This window comes from Faecalibacterium sp. i25-0019-C1, assembly GCF_042854225.1.
Taxonomy (GTDB): Bacteria; Bacillota; Clostridia; order Oscillospirales; family Ruminococcaceae; genus Faecalibacterium; species Faecalibacterium taiwanense.
In genome coordinates this window covers 1,188,801-1,204,522 of record NZ_AP031428.1, presented here as the reverse complement: position 1 = coordinate 1,204,522, position 15,722 = coordinate 1,188,801, and the positions used below count along the sequence as shown (strand labels likewise).

The following is a 15,722-nucleotide window of genomic DNA, read 5'->3' as shown; positions in this document are numbered from 1 at the left end:
AACCGCATTTCAGCCCTGCTCGTTGAGCTTTTGCAGCTTTTCGGCCTGTTCGCGGGTGGCCAGTGCGTCGATCAGCTCGTCCAGATTGCCGTCCATGATCTTGGAAAGATTGTGCACGGTCAGGCCGATGCGGTGGTCGGTGCAGCGGTCCTGCGGGAAGTTGTAGGTGCGGATCTTTTCGCTGCGGTCGCCGGTGCCCACCTGCCCCTGACGGCTGGCGTTGATGGCATCCTGCTGCTGTTTCTGCTTCTGGGCCAGCAGGCGGCTGCGCAGGATCTCCAGCGCCTTGTCCTTGTTCTGGAACTGGCTGCGCTCGTTCTGGCATTCTACCACCATGCCGGTGGGGAGATGTGTCACACGGATGGCGCTGGAGGTTTTGTTGATGTGCTGACCGCCCGCGCCGGAGGAGCGGAAGGTGTCGATGCGCAGGTCCTTCATGTCCAGCGCAAAGTCCACCTCTTCGGCCTGCGGCATCACAGCCACCGTGGCCGTGGAGGTGTGGATGCGGCCCTGCGTCTCGGTCTCCGGCACGCGCTGCACACGGTGCACACCGCTCTCGTACTTGAGGCGGTTGTAGGCCCCGGCACCGTCCACCGAAAAGATGGCTTCCCTCACGCCGCCAAGCTCCGTCTCGTTGAGGTTGAGCATTTCCAGCTGCCAGCCCCTGCTTTGCACATACATGGTGTACATGCGCAGCAGGCTGTGGGCAAACAGGGCAGCTTCCTCCCCTCCTGCGCCGCCGCGGATCTCCACAATGACATTTTTGCCATCGTTCACATCCTTGGGCAGCAGCAGAATTTTGAGATTATTTTCCAGCTTTTCCACATCTTGACTTTTTTCGCTGATTTCCTGCTGTATCATCTGCTTGAAGTCCGGGTCAAGTGCGCCCGGTTCTTCCAGCAGAGCTTTGGCCTGTGCCAGATGATCCTGTGCGGTCTGCCACGCGCGGTAGGCCTGCACCACAGGTTCTGCATCGTGGTACTCCCGCATCAGCCTGCGGAAAAGCGCAGGGTCTGCGGCGGTATCCGGCTGGTTCAGGCGGATGGAAAGTTCTTCAAAGCGGTGGCAGACAGCATCCATCTGGGTAAACATGTTCGGCATAATTCCGGCAGTTCTCCTTACAAACTCAGATTCATGTTCGTGCAGCCGAACGGCTCCGGGGCCTTTCCGCCCCGGATGCGTGCTGCGCCGGGCGCTAGGCCTGCCCGGGTTTTACCACCTTTTTGATGTTCTTTTCAATTTTAGCACGCGGCAGCATCACCTCGCGCCCACAGCCGGTACACCGGATCTTAAAATCCATGCCGACGCGCAGTACCTCGAAGCTGGACGCTCCGCAGGGGTGCTTTTTGCGGGTGAGGATGGTATCGCCTACAGCAATGTCCATAGCTCTGCTTCTCCCTTCTGCCTGCCCAAAACAGCAGGCGGTGTGTGCGCAAAGCCCGGCGTGCCGGTTTGCTGCGCATACAGATATAGTATAATGCAAAGCCGCACAAAATGCAAATATCCGCCCATGCGGATGCATAAGTTTTAACAGAAAGGCCGCTGCCGTTCCAAGCACGGCCTAAAAAGCAGAGAAAGAGGAATGAAAGATGATGCAAGCTTACCGTACCGAAGGCAACTACCGTTCTGCTGCGCGCCTGTCCCCCACTGAACTGCGCGCCGCCATGGCAAACCGCGAGATCCTGCAGGCCACTGCTCTGGCCTTTGATACCCAGCGCCAGCTGCGGTTCGAGATCGGCGGGGTGAGAGCCGTGATGCCCTTTGCCCAGTGCGCCGATGGTGCCGCAAACGGCACCGTGCGGGACATTGCGGTGCTGACGAGGGTGGGCCGTCCCACCTGCTTTGTGATCGAAGCGCTGGACACCGATGAGAACGGTCAGCCCTTCTACCGGCTCTCCCGCGCGCTGGCGCAGCAGATGTGCAAGGCCGACTATCTGGACGCCCTGCAGCCCGGCGATATCCTGCCCTGCACCGTGACCCATATCGAGCCGTTTGGCGCGTTCTGTGATGTGGGCTGCGGCATCAGTGCCCTGCTGCCCATCGACTGCATGTCGGTGAGCCGCATCTCCTCCCCCGCCGACCGGGTGAGCGTGGGCCAGCAGATCTTGTGCGCCGTCAAGAACCGGGATGTACAGGGCCGCTTTGTGCTGACCATCCGGGAACTGCTGGGCACATGGGAGGAAAATGCGGCCGGGTTCACCGTGGGTGAGACCGTGGTGGGCATCGTGCGCAGCGTAGAGGAATACGGCACCTTTATCGAGATCGCGCCCAACCTCGCGGGCCTTGCCGAGAGCTGCACCGACCTTGTGCCCGGGCAGGCGGTGAGCGTCTACATCAAGAACATCCTGCCGGAAAAAATGAAGATCAAGCTGGTGATCGTGAACCACGCCCTGAGCCAGCGCCACCGGTTCGAGCTGAAGTATTTCATCACCGAGGGCCATCTGGACCACTGGGTGTACTCCACGCCGGAAAGCCCCAAGCGCATTGAGACAGATTTTGCCGCTGCGGCTTGCAATCCGGCGTGAAAGCCTTTATACTATAAAAGAAAAGGAATGCAAGGGGGATGTATGGAACGATGGCCGCCAATGATGCTTTTACTGCCGGTGTACGTCCCGGCGGGTTGACCAGCAGCACCGAGATCCGGCTGCTGCTGTGCTATCTGGTCAAAAATGCCGGACCCATTACCCGGCAGGAGATCGAAAACGCCCTGATGGAAGAAGCGCTGGTGAACTATTTCGAGATCGGCTCGTGTCTGGACGATATCACCAGGCAGCAGCTCGTCACCCTGACAAAGGGCAGCTACACCATCACCGAGAAGGGCCGCAAAGTGGCGCAGGAGCTTGCCTACGACCTGCCCCGCAGTGTGCGGGAGCGCGCTGTGGCCGCTGTGCTGCGCTGCCAGACATGGGCCCGCAAGGAAGCCAAGTACAGTGCCAGCATTACCGAAAAAGAGGACGGCCACTGCACCATCCGCTGCACGGTGAAAGGGCTGGACAGTGAGCTGTTCTGTCTGGATCTCGGCACACCGGACCGGCTGACCGCCGAGCTGGTAAAAAAGCAGTTCATCCTCAAGGGCAACGAGATCTACCAAATGCTCATCAATAAGCTGACCGAAGAAGAAAAGTGAACAAATAAAGAGGGAGGCACCCGCGCGGCGCTTCCCTCTTCTGTTTTGTAGCGGTCAGATCAGAATGCAGATGAGCCCGGTGCAGCCCTCATTGATGACCCGTTCCAGCGTTTCCTGCAGGCGGGTGCGGGCCTCCTGCGGCATGTGCAGTAGCTTGTTCTGCAGTCCTTCGTTCACCAGCTCGTGCAGGCTCTTGCCAAAGATGTTGGACTCCCACAGCTTTTCCGGGTCGTCCTCAAAGCCGGCCAGCAGGCTGCGGGCAAGGTCCTCGCTCTGCTTTTCGGTGCCCACGATGGGGCTGATCTCGGTGTGGATGGTGGCCTTCATCATCTGGATGGAGGGCGCGCAGGCTTCCAGCCGCACGCCGTAGTTCGTGCCCTGCCGCACGATCTGGGGCTGTTCCAGTTTCAGCTCGCTGACCGTGGGCATCACGATGCCATAGCCGGTGGCTTCCACCTGCTCAAGGGCGCTGCGCACCTTCTCGTACTCCCGTTTGGCCTTTGCCAGCTCCATGATGCAGGGCATCAGGCCCGCTTCGTCGCCAATGGCAAGGCCGGTCTGCTCGCTCAGCACCTGATAGAAAATTTCCGGCTTCAGCTCCACCGTGATGCGCACACTGCCGTTCGCAAGGTCGATGCCGCTGATGGCCGAGCGCTGCACCGCGTCACATTCCAGCGCAGGTGCGTCTGTTCCGGAGGGTACATCCTTCATGCGGGAGACCTTTGCCGCCAGCTGCATGGCCGCATCGTACACCTGCGTTTGCAGCCAGTGGCCATTTTCCAACATCGTGACCCAGCGCGGCAGGGCAAAATCCAGCTCCTGCACCGGGAACTCGTACAGAACCTGCCGCAGGATGCTGCCGAGTGCCTCCGCGTCCAGATCCACGCAGCTCACCGGCAGCACGGTGTGGTCGTAGTCCCGGGCCATGCCCTCGGCCAGCTGCTTCGTCTCCGGCGCATCCGGGTGGGTGCTGTTGAGCAGGATGATGTAGGGCTTGCCCAGCGCATCCAGTTCTTCCACGATGCGCTTCTCGGTTCTGGCATAGCCCTCCCGCGGGATGTCACTCACAGAGCCGTCGGTGGTGACCACGATGCCGATGGTGGAATGTTCGCAGATCACCTTGCGGGTGCCGGTCTCGGCGGCAAGGTCGAAGGGCACCTCGTGGTCGAACCACGGGCTTTTGACCATGCGGGGCTTGTCGTTCTCTTCGTGGCCCATAGCCCCCTCCACCATGTAACCCACGCAGTCGATGAGCCGCACCCGGCACTCGCCGCCGCCCTCCAACTGCAGGGGCACGGCTGCTTCCGGGATGAATTTTGGTTCCGTAGTCATGATGGTGCGGCCCGCTGCCGACTGGGGCAGCTCGTCCCGGGCACGCTCCCGCGCAGCCGCCGGGCCGATGGCGGGCAACACCAGCTGTTCCATGAAACGCTTGATAAAGGTGGATTTGCCGCTGCGCACCGGGCCAACCACCCCAATGTAGATATCTCCGCCGGTGCGTGCGCCGATCTCGCGGCAGATGCTCTTCTGTTCCTGATTTGCCAAATTGCTCTCCCCTTCCCGTTTGCGCTGTGCACCGGACAGGATTCCGGTCCGCTTGTTGTAATCGTATGAAACAGGGCGGGGCATTATGCCGGAACGATTTTGAATGCCCTCCGCCTTGCTCTGGGCATATTCAGCGGAAAATTTATTTTATAATTGCAATTCAGGAAAATCTGCGGATTTTCCTGAATTGCTTTTTCACAGATGGGGTCGTAGAGGAAAACAGCATTTACAGCGCCGCTTTCTGCGAAAGCGCGGCGCTGTGGAGGGGCTACCTGTTTGCTTTCAGCATGCTGAACCCTCTCAGGCTCACATTCGTTCGCCAGCTCCCCCGAAGGGGGAGCTTTTTGCAGTAACGGCGCAGTTTCCAGATAAAATGCAAGCCTTGCGGATGCGTCAGAAGCTCCCCCTTTCGGGGGAGCTGGCAAATCCGAAGGATTTGACTGAGAGGGTGAGTCCACCATTCTAAACCATCCAACAAAAAGAGAGCTGCCGTGCAAAATGCGCAGCAGCTCTCGGTATGATCTCTATAAAATTACGGGGTCAGACGGTTGGGGCCGCGGAACAGGAACTCGGCATCCTTGATGGTCAGGCCGCACAGCAGCATGGTCAGGCGGTCGATGCCCAGACCGAAACCGCCGTGGGGCGGGCAGCCGTACTGGAAGAACTCCAGATAGAACTTGACATCATCGGCCAGACCCTTTTCCTCGGCCTGCTTCTTCAGCACCTCGTAGCGGTGCTCACGCTGGGCACCGGTGGTGATTTCAACACCGCGCCAGATCAGGTCGTAGCCCTGGGGCACACCGTTCTCGTCGCGCATGTGGTAGAACGCACGCTTCTCGGCAGAGTAATCGGTGATAAAGAGGAACTCGTGGCCGTAATGCTTCTTCACCCACTCATAGCTCAGGCGCTCGGCCTCAGTGGTCAGGTCGCCCTTCTCGCTCTCATCGACGGTGTAGCCGAACTCTTCTTCCAGACCCTTGTACAGGTCTGCCAGCTTGACCACCGGGAACGGGGTGGTGGGAACGATCACTTCCTGCCCGAACATCTCCTTGATCTGGTCGCCGTAGTTGTCCTTGACAGCCTGCAGACCGGCAGTCAGCAGCTCCTCTTCCATCTTCATCACGTCTTTATAGGAAGTGATGTAGCTGAACTCCAGATCGAAGCCGGAGAACTCGGTGGAGTGCTTGTTGGTGTAGCTCTTCTCGGCGCGGAACACAGGGCCGGTCTCGAAGATGCGCTCAAAGCCTGCAGCCATGGCCATCTGCTTGTAGAACTGAGGGCTTTGTGCCAGATAGGCGTTGCGGTCAAAGTAGTCCACCTTGAACACCTCAGAGCCGCTCTCGCTGGCAGCAGCGATCAGCTTTGGGGTGTGGATCTCGATGAAGTTACGGTCCAGCAGGAACTTGCGCATGGCGTTCACAAAGCAGCTCTGTGCCTTGAACATGAGCTGATTCTCGTCGGTGCGCAGGTCGATCCAGCGGTAATCGATGCGCTGGTCGATGCTGGAACGCTCCACAGCCTTCTTTTTCTTGGTGGCTGCGATCTCCTTGCGGACGATGGGCAGAGCGTTGGCGATGCTCTCGATCTCGATGCTCTCGGGGATCATCTCCACGCCGCCCATCTTGACGTAGTCGTTCTCCACCACCTTGCCGGTGACGGTGATGACGGAATCCGGGGTGAGCTGATCGATGGTATCCACCAGATCGGGGTGATCTTCCTTTTCCACCGTGATCTGCAACTTGCCGGTAATATCCTTCAGCACGATAAAGGCCATATACTTGCTGTTGCGCAGGTTCTCGATAAAGCCCTGCACCTTGACCGTGCCGCCGATGGCCTTTTGAGCCTCGTTGATATAGGTGCGTTCCATAATACAGGAATCCTCCTTTGACGTCTTGTGTACTGTTTTATTATACGCTTTTCCGGGGATAAATCAAGAGATATGGCGATTTAGAATGGCCTCCGCTGCGCTCTGGCCATCTTCTGCGGAAGAATTATTTTTATTTTGTGTTTGTCGCGGCCTGCGGGCCGCTCCAAGCACCTTTTCACAAATCAGGACAAATCAGCAAAAAATGCAGTTTCTGGTCACAGCCCCTCCGTGAAAAAACAGTTCTGGAAAATCCGCAGATTTTCCAGAACTGCAAACATAAAATCTTTTTCCGCTGAAAATATTCGGGCTGCGGCACGCGGCGGCTATTTTTAATGGTTCTCTTTGCCTGTTTCTTCGTGCAGAGTGCCGGTGCCGCCCTCCACCACGCCGTCGTGCTTAAGCACAGCGGCAATGGTGCCAAAGAAGCATTTCACATCCAGCCCAAAGCTCAGATGCTCCACATACCAGCCGTCCAGCTTGGCCTTCTCGGCAATTTCCAGCTCGTCGCGGCCGTGGATCTGTGCCCAGCCGGTCAGGCCCGGGCGCACATCGTTTGCATGGTACTTGTCGCGCTCTGCCAGCAGATCATACTGGTTCCACAAAGCAGGCCGCGGGCCGATGACCGCCATATCACCTACAAAGATATTCCACAGCTGGGGCAGCTCGTCCAGACTGGTCTTGCGCAGGAAATGACCCATGCGGGTGATATACTGGTCCGGGTCGTGCAGCAGATGGGTGGGCATATCGTGGGGCGTGTCGATGCGCATGGTGCGGAACTTTAAAATGTAAAAGTGCTTTTTGCCAATGCCCACACGCTTCTGTTTGAAGAACACCGGGCCGGGCGAGTCCAGCTTGATGGCGACGGCCAGAATGAGAAAAAGCCAGGACAGGCAGATCATGCCGCACAGCGACAGCACCACCGCCAGCAGGCGCTTGATTCCATTGCGATACATGGGTTTCCTCCATTTTCCGATTCAAAGTAGCGGTTCCAGTATAACAGTATGGGCCGGAATTTGCAATTGCATCCGCCGCCTGCCGCCGATATTTTTATGCTCTGGCTGCGTTCTGCCGGTTTTGTGGCAAAAAAGTGCCGGTTTTGTCTCTTGTTTTGCAGCGTGGCCCGGGGTAAGATAAAGAAAATGAGAAGTCCACTCCCCCAGTCTCGCTTTCGCTCGACAGCCCCCTCGGAGATGAGGCCTTTGGCAAAACCTCTCACTTTGAGAGAGGTGGCACGCCAAAAGGCGTGACGGAGAGGGCAAGGATGCTACAAGGAGGTCCCCTATGATCCAACGTTTCCGTTTTGGCCTGCCCCTGCCCACCGACAGTGTGGTGCAGGAGATCCCAGTTTCCGCCGGGCCAGTGCCCTTCCTCACAGCCGAAGAAGACGGCTGGGCCTACCGGATGGCTCCGGATGCCATCGTGTACGGTCTGGGCGAAATGCCCCGCGGCATCAACAAGCGCGGCTGGCACTACGTGACCAACAACACCGATGAAGCCCGCCACAGCGAGGATAAGCTTTCCTACTATGGTGCGCACAATTTTCTGCTCATTGATGGCGGCGCAGGCCGTGAATGCTTTGGCGTGTTCATCGATTTCCCGGGCAAAGTGCGTTACGATATCGGCTACACCGAATACGATGCCCTGCGCTTTGCCACCGAAGAGCCGGATCATGAGCTTTACATCATTACCGGCGACGACCTGAACGATATCAGCCGCCAGTTCCGGCAGCTCATCGGCCGCAGCTATATCCCGCCCAAGTGGGCCTTTGGTCTGGCACAGAGCCGCTTTGGCTACAAGACCGCTGAGGACGTGCGGGAGGTGGCCCGCCAGTACAAAGAGAACGATCTGCCGCTGGATATGATCTGCATGGACATCGATTACATGCAGGACTACGCGGATTTTACCGTAAACAAGCAGCGCTTCCCGGACCTTGCCGCCCTGAGCGCCGAACTGAAGGCACAGGGCATCCGGCTGGTGCCCATCATCGATGCGGGTGTGCGCATCGACCCGAAGAACCCCGTCTGTGCCGAGGGCCTTGCAAACGGTTACTTCTGCACCAAAGCCGACGGCACCCCCTTTGTGGCGGCGGTGTGGCCCGGCAAGGCTTATTTTGCGGACTTCCTGCGCCCGGAGGTGCGGGAGTGGTTCGGCCGGCAGTACAAGGCACTGACCGACTGCGGCATCGAGGGCTTCTGGAACGATATGAACGAGCCTGCGCTGTTTTACTCACCCGAGCGGCTCAAGGCTTTCTTTGAGAGCATGGACGAACTGAGCCGGAAGGACAACATCGTGCAGGATGAGTTCTTTGGCAAGGTGGTGGGCGGCGCGCTGGGCCTGATGAACGCCCCGGAGGACTACGCCAGCTTCTACCACGATGTGGACGGCCAGCGGGTGCGCCATGACAGGGTGCACAACCTCTACGGCGGCAATATGACCCGTGCGGCAGGCGAAGCCTTTGCCCGCCTGCGGCCCGGCAGACGCACGCTGCTCTACAGCCGTTCCAGCTTCATCGGCAGCCACCGCTACGGCGGCATCTGGCTGGGTGACAACGCTTCCACATGGGCACAGCTTCTGGCCAATATCCAGATGATGCCCAACGTGCAGCTGTGCGGCTTTCTTTATGCCGGTGCCGACCTGTGCGGTTTTTCCTACGATACTACGCCTGATCTGGCTCTGCGCTGGCTGGAGTTCGGCCTGTTCACGCCGCTGATGCGCAACCACGCCACCGACGGCTCCCGGATGCAGGAATACTACCGCTTTGCGGATATGCTGCCTGCCCTGCGGAAGATGCTCCGGCTGCGGTATGCCCTGCTGCCCTACCTTTATAGTACCTTCATGAAGGCGGCATTGGAAAATACCAGTTACTTCCGGCCCTTGGGCTTTGATTTTCCTGCTGACCCGGATGCCCGCGAGGTGCAGGACCAGCTGCTGCTGGGCGAGGGTGTGATGGTAGCGCCTGTCTACACCCAGAACGCCAGCGGACGGCATGTCTACCTGCCGGAAGCAATGAAGCTCTACCGCATCCGCAGTGTAGACGACTACGACACCGAGCTTCTGCCCGCCGGGCACCACTACGTCCGCTGCGCATTGGACGAAGTGCTGCTGTTCATCCGCCCGGGCCATGCGGTGCCGGTGGCAAGACCCGCCAGCTGCACCGCCCAGCTGGACGAGACCAGCCTGACCCTGTGGGCCTGCCCGGACGAAAATGGCAGCGCCCGCTGCCGGATGTACACCGATGACGGCGAGACGAGCGATTTTGCCGCACCGGAGCACTGGAAGACGGTGGAAGCGTAAGCTTATTTTATCAGAAGACCGCTGCCCGACAGGACGGCGGTTTTTTGTAGGATCTCACTTTTATCAGCTGCAAATTTTACGTTGAATTTCACAGCAGAATTTGTTATACTACAGATGAAGGGAGTTGATCTTATGCCGAACATCAAACCTATTTCTGACCTGCGGAATTACAACGAAGTCCTTCGCGATGTGGAAGCAGGATCGCCGGTTTTTCTTACCAAAAACGGCCGTGGAAAGTATGCCATTCTGGACATGGAAGATTATGAGAAAACGCAGGCTACCATCCGGCTTATGAATGAAATTGCAAAAGGACGGTGCTCTGGTGAGACGGAAAAGCTTTACACTCCGGAAGAAATGAGGGCGCATTTCCGTGCAAAAGCCAATGGAAAATAACCTCATTTATACAACTCGTTCCCGTCAGGACCTGGACGACATCTGGGATTATATCTCGTTCGACTTGCAAAATCTGCCTTCTGCAGAGCGCATTCTGAACCGCATCATGGATGCTGCTGAACAATTAAAGCTGTTCCCGGAAAGCGGTGCATTGCTTTCTTCCGTAGCTCCGCTGGATCATGAACTTTATTTGGATGAGCGCTTTCTCGTCAGCGGAAAGTATCTGATTTTTTATCATGCTTTTCGGAACGATATTTATATTGACCGCGTCCTCTACGGCGGGCGGGATTATCTGCGGGTTTTGTTCCGGGACGCTTTGCAGGAAGAATAAACTCTTCTACTGTGCTTCAAGAAATGTTTTTGATCGTTTTATAAGCGGCACCGCCGGGAATTTGCATTTTTTCGGCGGTGCCACTTGTATTTTTCTGCGCCGCGCGTTATAATATGCTTTCGGTTCCCTTTATTTACGAAAAATTTACATTTCAGATGCTGTCCTCCTAAGCAGTGTGCAATGCTTCGGAAAATGGCTTCTCCGCGTAAACGATAAAAAGGAGGCACTCTTCTCATGGCTCAGACAAGCCGCACCGCTGACCTTACCAGCGGCCCGATGCTGCAAAAGATCATCCTGTTCTCCATCCCGCTGGCAGCTTCCAGCATTCTGCAGCTGCTGTTCAACGCTGCGGACGTAGTGGTCGTGGGCCGCTTTGCGGGCAGCACCGCACTGGCCGCCGTCGGCTCCAACGGCTCTCTCATCAACCTGCTGGTGAACCTGTTCGTAGGGCTTTCGCTGGGCGCAAACGTGGTGGCGGCCCGCTGCTTTGGTGCAAAGGATGACCACGGCGTTCAGGACACGGTGCAGACCTCGGTGACGCTGGGCCTTGTCAGCGGCGTACTGCTGGCTGTGGTGGGGTTCTTTGCAGCCCGGGGGCTGCTGGAGCTGATGAGCTGCCCGGAGGATGTGATCGACCTTTCTGCGCTGTACCTTAAAATTTATTTCATCGGGATGCCCATGACCATGCTGTACAACTTCAGCAGTGCGCTGCTGCGCGCCGTGGGCGACACCAAGCGCCCGCTGTACTGTCTGGCAGCAGCCGGTCTCATCAATGTGGTGCTGAACCTTGTGTTCGTCATTGGCTTTTCCATGAGCGTGGCAGGCGTGGCGCTGGCTACCATCATCAGTCAGACCGTTTCCGCCTGCATGGTGACGCGGATGCTGATGAAGGAGGAGGGCGCGCTGCATCTGGATCTGCATCATCTGGGCTTCCACATGGGTGCCCTGAAGCAGATTTTGCTTATCGGCCTGCCTGCCGGTCTGCAGAGCACCGTGTTCAGCCTGTCCAACGTGGTCATCCAGTCGGCCATCAACTCCTTCGGCTCCACGGTGGTGGCAGGCAGTTCGGCCTCCGCCAATCTGGAGGGCTTCGTCTATACCGCCATGAACGCCTTTTCGCAGGCAGCGGTGACCTTTACCAGCCAGAACATGGGCGCACGCAAGTACCAGAACCTGAACCGTGTTGTCCTCAACTGCCTGCTGTGCGCCATCGTGACCGGCGTGGTGCTGGGCGGCGGTGCGGTGCTGGCAGGCACCCAGCTGCTGCACTTCTACTCCTCGGATGCGGCGGTGATCGCTGCCGGATACGAGCGCCTGCGGGTGATCTGCGGCACCTACCTGCTGTGCGGCATCATGGATACGCTGGCCAGCAGCCTGCGCGGCCTTGGCTACAGCGTGCTGCCCATGGTGGTGAGCCTTGTGGGCAGCTGCCTGCTGCGGCTGGTGTGGATCGCCACCATCTTCCAGCTGAACCGCACACCGTTCATGCTGTACATCAGCTACCCCATCAGCTGGGTGCTGACGGCTGCCGTGCATCTGGCCTGCCTGCTGGTGGTGCGGCACAAGATGCGCCAGAGAGGTCAGACACTACAGGCGGCGTAAAGAGAAGCCCTGCGCCCTTGACAATCCCTGAAAAAAGCACTATACTACAAACAGAAAAGGCGCTGTCCGCAATGGTCAGCTTCTTGCCCGTTTAGTCAAGAAAAGATTGACCGCACGAGTTGGTAGCTGGGCGGTCAGTCTTTTTTGCTATCATCGGCTTTGTGCTTGGAAAACATTGTCATGACCTCAACGGCCAGACGGATCACGTCCACGATCAGACCCAACAGTGTGAGAATGAAGGTGAGCAGTGCGAGGGTTTCCAACAGAGTCACCGGATATCCCTCCCTTCGCCTTCAAGGCTCCGGGAAGTTTCATTTTGCAAAAAAGTTCCACTCCCGGAACCTCTGCTTCGTTCTATGTAGAAAGAGCAGCGATAACGGGCAGGAAGCATGACCACCTGCGCTTGCAGATAGCACCTTAACGCCACCCTTCGGGGTGGCGTTTTTAGTTTAACATACTTTTTGACGAATTACAACTTTTTACAGCTCCTTTGCCAGCAGGTAACGGTCGTGGCCGCCGTACATTTCCCGCCGGGAGACGATGGCAAAACCGGATGCAAGGGCGTTGTGCAGGCTGTACTGGTTCTGCGGGCTGACGGTAGCACCGATGTGGGTGATTTTTTTCGGGAAAAGCGGCAGCGCTGCTTCCAGCATGAGCCGCTGCAGGCCGTTGCCGCGAAAGTCTGCGTGGACGATGGCGCTGTCCGCATTGGCCCAGTGCTCCCACTCGGTGCGCGGCACATCCATGAAGGCCGCATAGTTGTGTGCGCTGCGCCCGCAGAAGCGCACGATGAGATACCCGCCAAGGCGGCTGCCCTGCCATGCGCCGATGCACAGATCATTGCGGACATAGGCCGTGATGTTTTCCAGCGTGTCCGGCACGAACTGCTCCGGGTCCGGCATGGCGGCGCGCACCTCGTTTTGCAAGGCGTACACCGCCGGGGCCTGCTCCGGCGTGCAGCGGCGCAGCTGCATGGACACCGGCGGCTGCACCGGCTGGCCGCAGATCTTGTGCAGAAAAACTTCCATCTTGCGTTTCCCTCCAAAATAAAATCATACTTTTTCGCTGTTTCCAGTATAAATGCCGCTTTTATAAATGTCAATTTATGTTATAATAAAGTATAAAGGGGTCTGCGGCGTATGGCGTGGTCACAAAGGTGCCGTGCGGCGCAGGCTTCAAGTCCCGGCGGGGAGCATCCCCTGCCCGTGAACGGAGGAACCGAACCATGAAGGAATCTGCACTTACCTCTTCCAACCGATTGGGCGGTGCTGTGATCAGCGACCGCATCGTTGCCAGTCTGCTGGAAGAGCTGCGCACCGGGCGCTATGCCCGGGCCGACCGTCTGCCCGCCGAGGTAGATCTTGCCGCTGAGCTGGGCGTGAGCCGCACCGTCATCCGCGATGCATTGAGCGAGATGGAGCGCGCAGGCTATGTGGAACGCGTGCGCGGCATTGGCACGGTGGTGAACCGCGCTGTGCTGAGCCTGCGCAGCCGGCTGGACCAGAAGCTGGAATACTACCCGCTGATCCGCAGCTTTGGCAGCTACCCCCATGCCGACGGCATTCAGGTATTTCCCATCCGTGCCGGTGAAGAGCTGGCCCGCGATCTGGAAATTGAGCCGGGCGACGACGTGATCTGCATCAAAAAGCGCATTCTGGCCGACACCACCCCGGTGATCTACTCCATCGACTACCTGCCCAGAGCACTGTTCGGCGCCAGAGACTACACCCGCATCGACCTGACCGGCGGCGTGTTCGATATTCTGGAACGGGAGTGCCACCAGCAGATCTCCTCCAACGTCGCCCACCTGAAGGCAAGCTGCGGCGATGATGCCATCCGCTCCGCCATGCGCCTTGCTCCGGGCGAGGCCATGCTGCTGCTGGACGAAGTGTGTTTCAATCGTTTGTGCCGCCCGGTGATGCGTTCGCTGAGCTACTACACAAACTTCTTTGATTTTTCCATTTTACGCAAGCTGCTCTAAACCAAAAAACTGACGGAGGTATGCACCCATGCGACATCTGATCGACCCGTTGGATTTTACCCAACAGGAAATCTCCACGCTGCTTGATCTGGCCGACCGCATCCATGACGACCCGGCCGCGTATCAGGAGGTGGCCCGGCATAAAAAGCTGGCTACCCTGTTCTACGAGCCTTCCACCCGCACCCGCCTCTCCTTTGAGGCAGCCATGCTGAACCTTGGCGGCCATGTGCTGGGCTTTCCCAGTGAGAACGTGTCCAGCGCAAGCAAGGGCGAAAGCGTTGCCGACACCATCCGCGTGGTGTCCTGCTATGCGGACATCGTGGCCATGCGCCACCCCAAAGAGGGCGCACCGCTGCGCGCTTCCCGCTACTCCCGCATCCCGGTGATCAACGCGGGCGACGGCGGCCACCAGCACCCCACCCAGACCCTGACGGACCTCATGACCATCCGCCGCCGCATGGGACGGCTGGATGACCTGACCATCGGCCTGTGCGGCGACCTGAAATTCGGCCGCACCGTGCACTCCCTCATCAAGACCATGGCCCGCTGCAAGAACATCCGGTTCGTGCTCATCAGCCCGGAAGAGCTGCGCGTGCCGGACTACATCGTAAAGGACGTGCTGGAGGCCAACGGCATCCCCTACCAGGAGACCCGCAGTCTGGAGGAATCCATGTCGGAGCTGGACATCCTGTACATGACCCGCGTGCAGAAGGAGCGCTTCTTCAACGAGGAGGACTACATCCGCCTGAAGAACAGCTACATCCTCACCAAGGAAAAGATGGGCCTTGCAAAGCCGGATATGGCTGTGCTGCATCCCCTGCCCCGCGTCAACGAGATCGCACTGGACGTGGACGACGACCCGCGTGCCGCCTACTTTGAGCAGGTGCAGAACGGTGTGTACGTCCGCATGGCACTGATCATGACCCTGCTGGGCCTGCGCGACCCCAAGGCACCTAAGGAGGAGAACTGATATGCTGAACATCGATGAAATTCAGAACGGAATCGTGATCGACCACATCAAGGCAGGCACTGCCATTGGCCTGATGGACCTGCTGGGCATTGCGGGCAACCGCACCGCCAGCGTGGCGCTGATCCAGAATGCACGCAGCAACAAGACCGCCAGCGGCCGCAAGGACATCATCAAGGTGGAGGGCGATGCTTCCTGGCTGAACCTGGATGTGCTGGCCTACCTTGACCCGGGCATCAGCGTGACCATCATTGAAAACGGCAAGGCCGTGCGCAAGGAAAAGCCGATGCCCCCCAAGCGCCTTGTGAACATTGTAAAATGCCGCAACCCCCGCTGCATCTCCTCCATTGAGGAAGAGTGCGACCAGATCTTTGAGCTGAGCTCCAACGGCAAATACCGCTGCATCTACTGCGAGCAGGAGCTGCAGGTAAAGCCGGAATAACGACACAGAAAAAGAGCTGCTGTATCAGGCAATTTTGCCGTACAGCAGCTCTTTTTTTGCAATAAAAAATCTGACGGAACTCTCACCGACGCAAATGCCCTGTGCGGCAGATGCTCCATTCCCACAAGCAGCACCTGCCGGACAGAAATGCGACGTACCGAGTGACTTTATCA

16 protein-coding genes are annotated in these 15,722 nt (G+C 58.2%); 9 read left to right on the top strand and 7 right to left on the bottom strand.

Annotation, left to right across the window (positions count from 1 at the left end; all coding sequences use genetic code 11):
* Nucleotides 1–9 precede the first annotated feature (9 nt).
* Both prfA and ACGHUK_RS05910 read right to left on the bottom strand, forming a co-directional pair.
* Nucleotides 10–1,101 carry a peptide chain release factor 1 gene (gene prfA, locus ACGHUK_RS05915; RefSeq protein ID WP_390575470.1) on the bottom strand — a complete coding sequence of 364 codons (1,092 nt, stop codon included), beginning with the start codon at nt 1,099–1,101 and terminating at the stop codon, nt 10–12.
* A 94-nt stretch (nt 1,102–1,195) separates the two neighbouring features.
* Nucleotides 1,196–1,384, bottom strand: coding sequence for a DUF951 domain-containing protein (locus tag ACGHUK_RS05910; protein WP_005941184.1), 189 nt, complete (start codon nt 1,382–1,384; stop codon nt 1,196–1,198).
* A gap of 205 nt (nt 1,385–1,589) precedes the next feature.
* On the opposite strand from ACGHUK_RS05910, the gene ACGHUK_RS05905 reads away from it, so the two are divergent.
* Together ACGHUK_RS05905 and ACGHUK_RS05900 are read left to right on the top strand one after the other, a co-directional pair.
* Nucleotides 1,590–2,525, top strand: coding sequence for a S1 RNA-binding domain-containing protein (locus tag ACGHUK_RS05905; protein WP_390575467.1), 936 nt, complete (start codon nt 1,590–1,592; stop codon nt 2,523–2,525).
* 50 nt (nt 2,526–2,575) lie between these two features.
* Nucleotides 2,576–3,127, top strand: a complete 552-nt coding sequence (locus tag ACGHUK_RS05900) for a DUF4364 family protein (RefSeq protein WP_118527808.1) — start codon at nt 2,576–2,578, stop codon at nt 3,125–3,127.
* 54 nt (nt 3,128–3,181) lie between these two features.
* Here ACGHUK_RS05900 and spoIVA read toward each other — a convergent pair whose 3' ends face one another.
* The 3 genes from spoIVA to ACGHUK_RS05885 all read right to left on the bottom strand — a co-directional run bounded on the left by spoIVA (nt 3,182) and on the right by ACGHUK_RS05885 (nt 7,492).
* A complete protein-coding gene (gene spoIVA, locus ACGHUK_RS05895) occupies nt 3,182–4,672 on the bottom strand; it encodes a stage IV sporulation protein A (RefSeq protein WP_044953602.1) in 1,491 nt (496 codons plus the stop codon).
* Nucleotides 4,673–5,204: 532 nt separating this feature from the next.
* Nucleotides 5,205–6,539 (bottom strand): aspartate--tRNA(Asn) ligase, encoded by a 1,335-nt coding sequence (gene aspS / locus ACGHUK_RS05890; RefSeq protein WP_005941202.1) that lies wholly within the window; start codon nt 6,537–6,539, stop codon nt 5,205–5,207.
* A gap of 329 nt (nt 6,540–6,868) precedes the next feature.
* Entirely contained in the window at nt 6,869–7,492 is a 624-nt protein-coding gene (locus tag ACGHUK_RS05885; protein ID WP_005941208.1) for a sugar transferase, read from the bottom strand.
* 328 nt (nt 7,493–7,820) lie between these two features.
* On the opposite strand from ACGHUK_RS05885, the gene ACGHUK_RS05880 reads away from it, so the two are divergent.
* The 4 genes from ACGHUK_RS05880 to ACGHUK_RS05865 all read left to right on the top strand — a co-directional run bounded on the left by ACGHUK_RS05880 (nt 7,821) and on the right by ACGHUK_RS05865 (nt 12,159).
* The gene (locus tag ACGHUK_RS05880) at nt 7,821–9,833 is read left to right on the top strand and encodes a TIM-barrel domain-containing protein (protein WP_390575464.1); all 2,013 of its coding nucleotides are present in this window, start codon (nt 7,821–7,823) and stop codon (nt 9,831–9,833) included.
* A 132-nt stretch (nt 9,834–9,965) separates the two neighbouring features.
* Complete coding sequence (locus ACGHUK_RS05875) at nt 9,966–10,226, top strand: type II toxin-antitoxin system prevent-host-death family antitoxin (protein WP_291014711.1); 261 nt, start codon at nt 9,966–9,968, stop codon at nt 10,224–10,226.
* Nucleotides 10,216–10,557: a type II toxin-antitoxin system RelE/ParE family toxin gene (locus ACGHUK_RS05870; protein WP_097774896.1), complete on the top strand. Its 342-nt coding sequence runs from the start codon at nt 10,216–10,218 to the stop codon at nt 10,555–10,557. Before ACGHUK_RS05875 ends, ACGHUK_RS05870 begins: the two co-directional genes overlap by 11 nt.
* Before the next feature lie 234 nt (nt 10,558–10,791).
* The gene (locus ACGHUK_RS05865) at nt 10,792–12,159 is read left to right on the top strand and encodes an MATE family efflux transporter (protein WP_291014716.1); all 1,368 of its coding nucleotides are present in this window, start codon (nt 10,792–10,794) and stop codon (nt 12,157–12,159) included.
* Nucleotides 12,160–12,293: 134 nt separating this feature from the next.
* Here ACGHUK_RS05865 and ACGHUK_RS05860 read toward each other — a convergent pair whose 3' ends face one another.
* Together ACGHUK_RS05860 and ACGHUK_RS05855 are read right to left on the bottom strand one after the other, a co-directional pair.
* A complete protein-coding gene (locus tag ACGHUK_RS05860) occupies nt 12,294–12,431 on the bottom strand; it encodes a hypothetical protein (RefSeq protein ID WP_154255424.1) in 138 nt (45 codons plus the stop codon).
* Nucleotides 12,432–12,638: 207 nt separating this feature from the next.
* Nucleotides 12,639–13,187, bottom strand: coding sequence for a GNAT family N-acetyltransferase (locus tag ACGHUK_RS05855; protein ID WP_097774894.1), 549 nt, complete (start codon nt 13,185–13,187; stop codon nt 12,639–12,641).
* Between the two features lie 197 nt (nt 13,188–13,384).
* On the opposite strand from ACGHUK_RS05855, the gene ACGHUK_RS05850 reads away from it, so the two are divergent.
* From ACGHUK_RS05850 to ACGHUK_RS05840, 3 genes are read left to right on the top strand one after another with little or no spacing between them, the layout of a single operon-like run.
* Nucleotides 13,385–14,140, top strand: a complete 756-nt coding sequence (locus ACGHUK_RS05850) for a GntR family transcriptional regulator (RefSeq protein ID WP_097777907.1) — start codon at nt 13,385–13,387, stop codon at nt 14,138–14,140.
* Nucleotides 14,141–14,168: 28 nt separating this feature from the next.
* Nucleotides 14,169–15,110 (top strand): aspartate carbamoyltransferase, encoded by a 942-nt coding sequence (gene pyrB, locus ACGHUK_RS05845; protein ID WP_154255423.1) that lies wholly within the window; start codon nt 14,169–14,171, stop codon nt 15,108–15,110.
* 1 nt (nt 15,111) lies between these two features.
* Nucleotides 15,112–15,549: an aspartate carbamoyltransferase regulatory subunit gene (locus ACGHUK_RS05840; protein WP_097774892.1), complete on the top strand. Its 438-nt coding sequence runs from the start codon at nt 15,112–15,114 to the stop codon at nt 15,547–15,549.
* Nucleotides 15,550–15,722: the final 173 nt, after the last annotated feature.

Excerpts from the sequence above, each read along its gene's own strand:
- prfA (WP_390575470.1), bottom strand. The coding sequence starts at position 1,101 with ATGCCGAACATGTTTACCCAGATGGATGCTGTCTGCCACCGCTTTGAA.
- ACGHUK_RS05910 (WP_005941184.1), bottom strand. The coding sequence starts at position 1,384 with ATGGACATTGCTGTAGGCGATACCATCCTCACCCGCAAAAAGCACCCC.
- ACGHUK_RS05905 (WP_390575467.1), top strand. The coding sequence starts at position 1,590 with ATGATGCAAGCTTACCGTACCGAAGGCAACTACCGTTCTGCTGCGCGC.
- ACGHUK_RS05900 (WP_118527808.1), top strand. The coding sequence starts at position 2,576 with ATGGCCGCCAATGATGCTTTTACTGCCGGTGTACGTCCCGGCGGGTTG.
- aspS (WP_005941202.1), bottom strand. The coding sequence starts at position 6,539 with ATGGAACGCACCTATATCAACGAGGCTCAAAAGGCCATCGGCGGCACG.
- ACGHUK_RS05885 (WP_005941208.1), bottom strand. The coding sequence starts at position 7,492 with ATGTATCGCAATGGAATCAAGCGCCTGCTGGCGGTGGTGCTGTCGCTG.
- ACGHUK_RS05880 (WP_390575464.1), top strand. The coding sequence starts at position 7,821 with ATGATCCAACGTTTCCGTTTTGGCCTGCCCCTGCCCACCGACAGTGTG.
- ACGHUK_RS05875 (WP_291014711.1), top strand. The coding sequence starts at position 9,966 with ATGCCGAACATCAAACCTATTTCTGACCTGCGGAATTACAACGAAGTC.
- ACGHUK_RS05870 (WP_097774896.1), top strand. The coding sequence starts at position 10,216 with ATGGAAAATAACCTCATTTATACAACTCGTTCCCGTCAGGACCTGGAC.
- ACGHUK_RS05865 (WP_291014716.1), top strand. The coding sequence starts at position 10,792 with ATGGCTCAGACAAGCCGCACCGCTGACCTTACCAGCGGCCCGATGCTG.
- ACGHUK_RS05855 (WP_097774894.1), bottom strand. The coding sequence starts at position 13,187 with ATGGAAGTTTTTCTGCACAAGATCTGCGGCCAGCCGGTGCAGCCGCCG.
- ACGHUK_RS05850 (WP_097777907.1), top strand. The coding sequence starts at position 13,385 with ATGAAGGAATCTGCACTTACCTCTTCCAACCGATTGGGCGGTGCTGTG.
- pyrB (WP_154255423.1), top strand. The coding sequence starts at position 14,169 with ATGCGACATCTGATCGACCCGTTGGATTTTACCCAACAGGAAATCTCC.
- ACGHUK_RS05840 (WP_097774892.1), top strand. The coding sequence starts at position 15,112 with ATGCTGAACATCGATGAAATTCAGAACGGAATCGTGATCGACCACATC.